This is a genomic window from Robertmurraya sp. DFI.2.37, assembly GCF_029211245.1.
In the GTDB taxonomy this organism is placed as follows: domain Bacteria; phylum Bacillota; class Bacilli; order Bacillales; family Cytobacillaceae; genus Robertmurraya; species Robertmurraya methanolica_A.
In genome coordinates this window covers 19,725-28,038 of sequence record NZ_JARGEJ010000055.1, presented here as the reverse complement: position 1 = coordinate 28,038, position 8,314 = coordinate 19,725, and the positions used below count along the sequence as shown (strand labels likewise).

7 protein-coding genes are annotated in these 8,314 nt (G+C 40.2%); 3 read left to right on the top strand and 4 right to left on the bottom strand.

What is annotated here, in order from left to right; genetic code table 11:
* Positions 1-43 precede the first annotated feature (43 nt).
* The 3 genes from PZE06_RS20810 to PZE06_RS20800 are packed head-to-tail and all read right to left on the bottom strand — an operon-like array spanning position 44 to position 2,382.
* The gene (locus PZE06_RS20810) at positions 44-856 is read right to left on the bottom strand and encodes an amino acid ABC transporter ATP-binding protein (RefSeq protein WP_275792037.1); all 813 of its coding nucleotides are present in this window, start codon (positions 854-856) and stop codon (positions 44-46) included.
* A gap of 13 nt (positions 857-869) precedes the next feature.
* A complete protein-coding gene (locus PZE06_RS20805; RefSeq protein WP_150949288.1) occupies positions 870-1,571 on the bottom strand; it encodes an amino acid ABC transporter permease in 702 nt (233 codons plus the stop codon).
* Positions 1,558-2,382, bottom strand: coding sequence for an amino acid ABC transporter substrate-binding protein (locus PZE06_RS20800; protein WP_150949291.1), 825 nt, complete (start codon positions 2,380-2,382; stop codon positions 1,558-1,560). Before PZE06_RS20800 ends, PZE06_RS20805 begins: the two co-directional genes overlap by 14 nt.
* Before the next feature lie 160 nt (positions 2,383-2,542).
* Between PZE06_RS20800 and PZE06_RS20795 the strand changes: the two genes are divergently transcribed.
* Positions 2,543-3,082 carry an NADPH-dependent FMN reductase gene (locus PZE06_RS20795; protein ID WP_191963280.1) on the top strand — a complete coding sequence of 180 codons (540 nt, stop codon included), beginning with the start codon at positions 2,543-2,545 and terminating at the stop codon, positions 3,080-3,082.
* A 692-nt stretch (positions 3,083-3,774) separates the two neighbouring features.
* Here the strand turns inward: PZE06_RS20795 and PZE06_RS20790 are convergent.
* Positions 3,775-5,448 carry a DUF2207 domain-containing protein gene (locus tag PZE06_RS20790; RefSeq protein WP_150949297.1) on the bottom strand — a complete coding sequence of 558 codons (1,674 nt, stop codon included), beginning with the start codon at positions 5,446-5,448 and terminating at the stop codon, positions 3,775-3,777.
* A 51-nt stretch (positions 5,449-5,499) separates the two neighbouring features.
* Between PZE06_RS20790 and PZE06_RS20785 the strand changes: the two genes are divergently transcribed.
* Both PZE06_RS20785 and PZE06_RS20780 read left to right on the top strand, forming a co-directional pair.
* Positions 5,500-5,742: a hypothetical protein gene (locus PZE06_RS20785; RefSeq protein WP_150949300.1), complete on the top strand. Its 243-nt coding sequence runs from the start codon at positions 5,500-5,502 to the stop codon at positions 5,740-5,742.
* Positions 5,733-7,820, top strand: coding sequence for a LuxR C-terminal-related transcriptional regulator (locus PZE06_RS20780; RefSeq protein ID WP_225310733.1), 2,088 nt, complete (start codon positions 5,733-5,735; stop codon positions 7,818-7,820). Before PZE06_RS20785 ends, PZE06_RS20780 begins: the two co-directional genes overlap by 10 nt.
* Positions 7,821-8,314: the final 494 nt, after the last annotated feature.

The following is an 8,314-nucleotide window of genomic DNA, read 5'->3' as shown; positions in this document are numbered from 1 at the left end:
CTTTGAGGTCTGGCCAGTAGAAGTAGTACAATTGGCGAACCTTTCAGTAGCCCTTTAGGGTTTGGTCAGTAACAAAGGCTTTCAGCCGCAGAGAAAACCACCCGTTCTCACGGGTGGTACTTATTTGTATCATCCGCAAAAATTGCCGTGTTCTTTCCTGTTGAGGGTTTGAAAATAAAGTGGCAGGAGCGCCTTTTTCAACAACGATTCCGTCCTCCATGAAAATGACTTCATCGGCCACTTCTTTGGCGAAACGCATCTCGTGGGTGACAACCATCATTGTCATCCCCTCCTTCGCTAAGTCCTTCATCACCTTTAACACTTCTCCGACTAGTTCAGGGTCGAGGGCGGAAGTTGGTTCGTCAAAGAGCATGACATTGGGTTCCATTGCTAATGCTCTGGCGATACCTACTCGTTGCTGCTGTCCTCCGGAAAGCTGATAAGGGTAGACATCCATTTTGTCGCCAAGGCCGACCTTGTTTAGGAGAGATTCCGCTTTGATTTGTGCAGCCTTCCTTGCTTCTTTTTTTACTGTCAAGGGCCCTTCCATAACATTTTCGAGTGCCGTCTTATGGGGGAAGAGATTATAGCCCTGAAAAACCATCCCGGTCTGCCTTCTGAATGCAGCGATATGCTTGTTTGCGACGCGGCCAGAAAAATCTAAAGTTTGTTCTCCGATTGCGACTATTCCTGAAGTAGGCACCTCTAATATATTCAAGCACCTTAAAAGCGTTGTTTTTCCAGAACCGGAAGGGCCAATCACGACGACAACACGCCCTTTCCCGACATGAAGATTAATTCCTTTAAGGACCTCTAATTCTCCGAATTTTTTCGTCAAGCCATTGATGGAAATCATTTCGTACTCTCCCTTATTTTGCTGTATATCGATCGAGTCGAGTCTCCAACCGTCCTTGTCCAATTGAGAGAATAAAGCAAATAATCCAGTAGAGAAGTGCAGCTTCACTGTACAATAGTAGGAATTCATAATTGGTAGCTGCAATTTCCTGGGCTCTTCTAAACATTTCAGTTACTAAAATAAGAGAAGCAAGGGAAGTATCCTTCACTAAGCTAATGAATGTATTCGACAAAGGAGGGACTGAAACGCGTGCTGCTTGCGGGAGCACAATTCTTCGCATCGCTTGTGAATAGGACATGCCAATTGAGTAGGCTGCTTCCCATTGCCCTTTTGGAATGGATAAAATGGCGGCACGTATGATTTCAGATGCGTAGGCACCAATATTTAAAGAGAAGCCAATGATCGCCGAAGGAAAGGGATCGATAATCACTCCGATTGTCGGCAGTCCGTAAAAGATAATGAAAAGCTGGACTAATAAGGGGGTTCCCCGAATCGCCGAGACATAGATTCTTGCAATAATTTGCAATACTTTTATTCCAGAAATTCTTGCTAACGCAGTTAAAACTGCTAAAAGAAGCCCCAGCGTAAAAGTAGAAAGGGTCAAGGGGATCGTATACAAAATGGCCCCTTCTAATAATGGCAGGAGAGAGCTTTGGGCAATATCGAGCAGCTTTGTTATTCTCTCTTGGTTTACGACGATGTTATTCAAGTACATTTTCACCAAACCATTTTTCTGATATTTCTAAATAAGTACCATCATCGATCATTTCTTGCAAAGCTTTGTTTACTTCATCGACAAGCGTGTCGCTTCCTTTTCGAAACATGAAGCCGCTCTGTGACGCATCTTCGCTTGTAGCCGCAATCTTCACTTTCGCATCAGGCCGCTGTTTTAAGAAGTCTAGTACCGTTAATTTATCATTAATTGTGACGTTAACTCGACCAGAGTTTAATAATTCGATTGCTTGATTAAATCCTTCTACGCCTACGATTTCAGCACCATACTGTTTCGCAATATCAGCGTAATTGCTGGTCAAAGATTGGGCTGATTTTAATCCCTCGATGTTTTCAAAACTTTGAATAAATTCATTATCCGTCGGCACTACAAGAACGGCGGCTGAGGTGATGTATGGATCGGAAAAATCGTACTTTTCAAGACGATCTTTTCTGATGCCGACTTGGTTGGCAACCATATCAAAGCGCTTTGAATCCAATCCAGCAAACATGGCATCCCATTGGGTTTCCAAAAATTCCGCTTCCACCCCAATTCTTTTTGCTGCTTCTCGTGCGATTTCTACATCGAAGCCTGTTAATTCCCCTGTTTCATTATGAAAGCTGAATGGGGGATACGTGCCTTCAGTGCCAATTCGCAATTTGCCTCCCTCTTTTACTTCAGCCAATAGGTTGCTTTCGTCACTGTCAGCGTTATTTTGATTTCCACAACTAGCTAAAAATAAGCATAATAATAGTGAAAAAAATATACGTGCTGATTTCAAAGCTTTGTCCTCCAATTCCTTTTTCCTTATCATTTGTTTCTTCTGATTTTTTATCCACTTGAAGCAGGATAATTGACAGGAGATAGGGGCAATTGTTATTTTTATCACTGGATTCAGGTATTCATGAAGTGTAAATAGGGGTATTGGAGTCCATAAAGAGGTATGTGAGTGCCTAAAAAGGAGGAAGATTAAATTGTCAGAAAAGTTAAACATTGGAATTATTTTAGGCAGTACACGTGATGGGCGTGTAAGCCCACAAGTAGGAGAATGGGTGAAAGGTATCGCAGATCAGCGTGGAGATGCAAATTATGAAATCGTTGATATTGCCGATTACAAGCTCCCTTTTCTAGGTGAAGGTGATGCTCCTGGAATTGCTGCATGGAATGAAAAGCTTGATAGCTTAGATGGCTTTGTTTTTATCGTACAAGAATATAATCACAGTATTACAGGAGCTTTAAAAAATGCTATCGATTTAGCACGTGAAGCATGGAACAATAAGGCAGCAGGGATCGTAAGCTACGGTTCCACTGGTGGAGCGCGTGCAGCAGAGCATCTACGTGGAATTTTAGGAGAATTAATGGTTGCGGATGTGCGTACACATCCAACTTTATCTCTGTTTACAGATTTTGAAAACTTTTCTGTTTTCAAGCCACAAGATATTCATGGTGATAACATTAATTTAATGCTTGACCAAGTAACAACTTGGAGTCGTGCATTAAAAACGATTCGTTAAAAATATGCAAAAGAGGCTGATTCAAAAGGGCGTTAGAAACGACTTTTTGAATCAGCTTTTTCTTTTGTGTAAGTTTTTCGGTGTTTTCTGGTGGATAAAAAGGAGGGATTTCCCTTTTTTGCTTTATACCCCATGTCTTCTTCTTTAGTAGATTCTAGATGACTGATGGTTCGGAAATTCCTGAAATCCATATGAAGTAGATGTTTTCATTTCATTACTTTTCGGTTTGATGAGAAGGGTAATTCTAATTGCAGTACGCTTAAAGGATTATGGTAGGGTGGTAAGTCGGTCGTCCATCGCCTTTGTGTAGAGAAGTAAGTAGAGTTGAATTCATTTTTCTACTGTAACATTAACCATTCGGGTGAGGTGTTGAGCGGGAATGAGGATTTTCGATAACCATTGGTAGAACTAATTTTTGTATATGAGAAAATCTCCTTTTTATGATTTGGCAGATTATGATAACTCGGTTATGTCAAAAGTGGGAGACTTTTTTCTAAATTATGTGTGTATTGTTGATTGGAACGGAAGGCGGCGGCTGCTGTGGGAAAGCGGGAAAGTCGAGACCCTGGATTGAGCGGAACGAGGGAAGCGGATCGCCCCCGCCTGAAGTGAAAATCAACCATTTACATAAAGGAATTAAAAAAAGAGGTGCCCAAAAAGTTAAACTTTTGGGACACCTTCTTATTTGCGTCTTAGAAGGCGCCAGAACCGCCACCACCACCGCCAACTCCGCCACCGCTAGACATGGATGAACTGCTGCTCGTCGTTGATTCACTCGTTGTTTTGTGGGCAGAGTGAAAGTTAGAGGATGCGAGCGGTCCGATAAGTAAGAGGGAGTGAATATTCGTACCATAAGGCTCGACGTTATGATTGGAATTAAGAATTGTGCTCGGACGTTTGAATGCTTGGATGAAATTTTCATTCGTCTCGATTATTTTTTTGTCATTTGTCCCAACTCCATAAATATATGAACGCATTTGCTCATCATCAGATAAGTTTTCCCATGTTTTCATTGATATTTGCGGCAATTGCTCTTTCATTCGCTGCCATTCGTGTTTGATCATTAACCCATTCCATGTTTTTGGTCTGTATGATATGGCAAGGACAATATAAACGCCGCTTAATATTAGAAAGGCAAAAAACCAGCCAAATAATTCGTATCCAAGTGTTAAAAAGCTATAGGCCAATTGCAGAATGCCTAAAATAGCAAAAGTCCAGCGCAGTTTTCCTCTTATTTCATACAATGGCTGAGTCTTCACTTCCATCTGAACAGCTTTTTGCCATTCGTGCATTTTCGTTTGATATTTTTCATGATTTAATTTATTCCTCGTATATTTTTGTAAGTCTTCGAACTGGAATTCACCACTAGAGCCTACTTCATAAAAGAGGAAATTGATAAGAATTTCTTCGTGCTGATTCGCTGGCTCCGATTTTACAAGCTGGAAACGTTCATCTGTTTTCGTTACAAAGCCTTTTCTAACTAAGTCAAGAAGAGCGGCAGAAACTGCTTCTGTTGGAATATACCCTTTTGTAAAATAAATCATAGCAGGTATACTTAATGTTTCTTTCGGAATGAAAAATGCTTGCTGCATTTTGCGCTCGACATCCATTTTCTTCCCACGAGTGCGCAGTCCGGCTATAAGAATAAATAAAACGAGGAAAAGGAGCGAAACAACGGCTACATAGAGAGAAGCGCTATGAAGTGATTCTTGCATTTTGGCTCTTGCCGCTGCCTTTTCATATAGTTCTGTTTGTGCTTTTAGAATTTCGCCTCTCATCTCCTTATCGGCAGTAACGTTAGCGGTAGGGAAGAGAGAGGCTGGATAAGCGACGCGAATGTCGCCATTTTCACCATCTGGTACCTTGCCTAATTGAAATAGGACGGAGTGATCCTGTTGAATAACTTCCCGCTCAAATGCTTGAGCGTAGCCAAAGGCAATTACATCGTCTGTTGCTGCTGGCGGATGAATGGTGATCATCATCTTTTCATACGTTGATTCGTTCCGGTCATCAAAAAATGGCCAATAGAATTCTGCCACGTCTGCATAGACATTGACCCCGTTAGTAATCGTGTAAGTAATGGCGATCGTAATGGTTTCATTTGCACCTTTGCGGTGGATTTTATACAATGCCTCATCTTTTTCAATCTTTAAAGATTTTCCGTTCTCTGTAGCTTTAAATTCTTTAATCTTTGTTCCTTCTTTGGGGATAATCTCCCTTGTGATGCCGTTGAAATCACCATCAAAGGAATATGTGTGGATCTCTTCAACATTGACATTCCCATTCTCCAGTAAGAATGCATCAATGCTGACCGATGTTATTGAATAATCAACAGCTAATCCCGCTTTGGGAAGAAAAAAGAACATGAACAATGCGACAAGTAAGGTTAACGAAATTTTTTAGGAGGGGGGGACCGGATGTTACAGTTTAATCCCCTGAAAGTGGAGTGTACTCTATTTTTCGAAGAAAATCCTTATACATTGGAAACTGCTGAGGGACTAGCGTCGAGATTAGGAAGAAAAACTACGGAATTGGTACTTATACTAGAGCATTTAGTAACCGATTCCATTCTTGAAAAAATAGGCGACGGTGAGCAAGCCATTTATCGCTATGTTCAACCGGATAACTTTCAAATTCCGAGGGAATTCATATGGGAGTAGAAAAGACTCTTCAAAACCTTCAAGATGGTTATGCTCATTTACTTGATTTAATGGTGGTACTGGTAGATGAAAAGCGATTATTAAAAACAAAGATCTCCTACCCGAAAAAGAACTGTGAGGAATTGTTAGTTCAGCAGATGATTGCAAGCATTCCTAATCTCACAAAAATTAAAAGTACGATCTATATCGAAGTCTTGCCAGGATTAAAGGTGCTAGCGGCACCGATTATTACGAACAGACAGGAGCGGTTATACTTAATAGGTGGAATGCTTGTAGAGGATGAAATTTTTGATGCTTTAAAAAAATATCTTCAAGAACACGAAGAGGGAGCGGTCTTCTTACATAATTTACAGTCGGTTAAAGTTGTTTCGAATGGTGAAAAAGCAAGGATTCTTGCCACCTTTCAGCAACTTTCAAGTTCAATTCAATCGCTCTATCAAAATCAAGTATATGTGGATGCCTTTCATAATAAAATCTTAAATGCAAAATGGGCTGTTGAGAATATAACGGATGAAAGATTTAACTTGGATATATTGATTCAGCAATTTAAGAATCTAAACCCAGATTTGAGCTTTGTAGGTATCGCGGTCCATAAAGAAGAAGAGAGGTATTTGATCCAACATTTTGCCGGTCAGAATATGGATAAGGTTTTAGGGATTGAAGTAGCGTTAGGCGAAGGTTTTTTAGGGCAAGTCATCGTGACAGAAGAGTACTCGTATTGGACTCATATTCAAGAGGACCCACGGCTGGTAACATATAGAAAATACGGTTTATCTCCAAGGAGTTTGTTTTGTCAGCCAATTAAAGTTGGCAATCAAACGAAAGGGCTTTTATTTGGGGGCAGTGAAAAAGAAGAGGGATTGTTTGATCCTGTTGACATTAGCATATTGACCTCTTTTATCGGAGTTTTTATGGTCCAACAAAGCTTAAAAGAAAGTTCTAATCATCATTTTTTACAACTATCTACTTTCAATGAGATTTTCAGTGTGATGACAAAAGTGAATAATGTGAAAAGAGTTCTCTATATTTTAATTGACATGGGGATGAATATTTTATCTGGTTCCTTTGCATGTGTACTTTTTAAGGAAATTCAGGTACAGAATAAACTCTCGCTTTTATCGCGAGGCATGAAAAACGAGCAATTAGGTGAATATGGCCGTGACCTTGGAAAAAGGCATTTCAGCAATAAGCTAGTGGAAAGAACAAAGGGGATGTTCCATGAACTAGCGAGTGGAGAGCTCGTTTATGAGATGCCTATTACATTTCGAAGTGAATTATTTGGAGTGCTTAGTATAGGGGTTCGCAGCAAGGATGAAGTGAAACCGTATATCCCATTTCTATCAAGTCTTGGTATTGCAGGTGGAATTTCGATTTATTTATTGCAGAAGGAACTAGCTCAGCATTCTGATGAAAAATTGGTTAATCTCCTTACTAGATTGCTAGAAAAAAATGAGCGAGAGAAATACAGGCAAAGTGTTGAAGCGCGCAAGTTAGTAGCAGAGTTTGCTAAAGAAATAGGCTTGAATGCGCAGCAAATTAACGCATTGGAGAATGCATGTACACTAATTTTTTATGAACAGGAAATACTGCAAGATGCCATTTCTGATAAAGAAACGATGGAGCTCATGCAGCACTATTATCAAGCCCAAGAGTGGAAAAAGGTTGAAAAGCACTTAGTAAAGTTGCTTTTTATCATTTTCGAGCGGGTTGGTGAAAAGCTAGCTCAACCACTTCAACAGCAGCTTCAGAATGATCCCCTCTACAAAACCTTTGAGGAGTGGGAGGCGCGAAACTATATGACAGAAATTGAAATTCCATTTGGTCAAGAAAATGACATGGAATTAGGAGTTGGACAAGAAGAAATCAAGTTGAAATTGAATTTATCAAATCGTGAAATGGAAGTGCTCCACCAAGTATTAAAAGGCTTAAATAATCGCGAGATTGCCCAGTCCCTGTTCATCAGTGATCATACTGTAAAGAACCATATGACCAATATTTTGCAGAAACTGGGCGTTACCGATCGTTCTCAAGCAATTGCGAAAGTATATCAAATGGGCTATACGCCTCAAAACAGCTAAGCGTTCCATTTTTCATCATGATAATAACTGCACTGACCGCTTTCAAAAGCGCTTTTCCATTTAACTGTTAGACAATATCAGGTTGATATTTTGACTGCTGTGGTTCTAAACCAGAGCAGTTTTTTCGTGTTGTTTTGCTTTCGTTTGTAGTGGCTAACTTTTTAATGAGTGGATCTGCATCTGGGGCAAGCAGCCAAAGCTAAATGCACTGTAGGCTGACCTTATTGAAAGAAAGGTTCTTTTGACCCGGCATTAGCGAAAACATCGCAGAAACGATTTGAACCTTAATGGTTCCAAAGACGCCTTCGTTTTGGTGTGACTTTAGAGTAATTTTTATATATGTATTTACGTCTAAAGGAACCTGCATAGACCACCGAGGATAAACGGCGATGAATATGAAAAAAAGGTGCTTCAAATTTATTTAGGATTCCTTGTGCTCATGATAGGATTCCATTCCTATTGGAGAAAAAGGGAGGGTAGGGGGATGGTTTATC

Coding starts and splice junctions, on each gene's coding strand:
- PZE06_RS20805 (WP_150949288.1), bottom strand. CDS start 1,571: ATGTACTTGAATAACATCGTCGTAAACCAAGAGAGAATAACAAAGCTG.
- PZE06_RS20785 (WP_150949300.1), top strand. CDS start 5,500: ATGTTACAGTTTAATCCCCTGAAAGTGGAGTGTACTCTATTTTTCGAA.
- PZE06_RS20790 (WP_150949297.1), bottom strand. CDS start 5,448: ATGTTCTTTTTTCTTCCCAAAGCGGGATTAGCTGTTGATTATTCAATA.
- PZE06_RS20810 (WP_275792037.1), bottom strand. CDS start 856: ATGATTTCCATCAATGGCTTGACGAAAAAATTCGGAGAATTAGAGGTC.
- PZE06_RS20800 (WP_150949291.1), bottom strand. CDS start 2,382: ATGATAAGGAAAAAGGAATTGGAGGACAAAGCTTTGAAATCAGCACGT.
- PZE06_RS20780 (WP_225310733.1), top strand. CDS start 5,733: ATGGGAGTAGAAAAGACTCTTCAAAACCTTCAAGATGGTTATGCTCAT.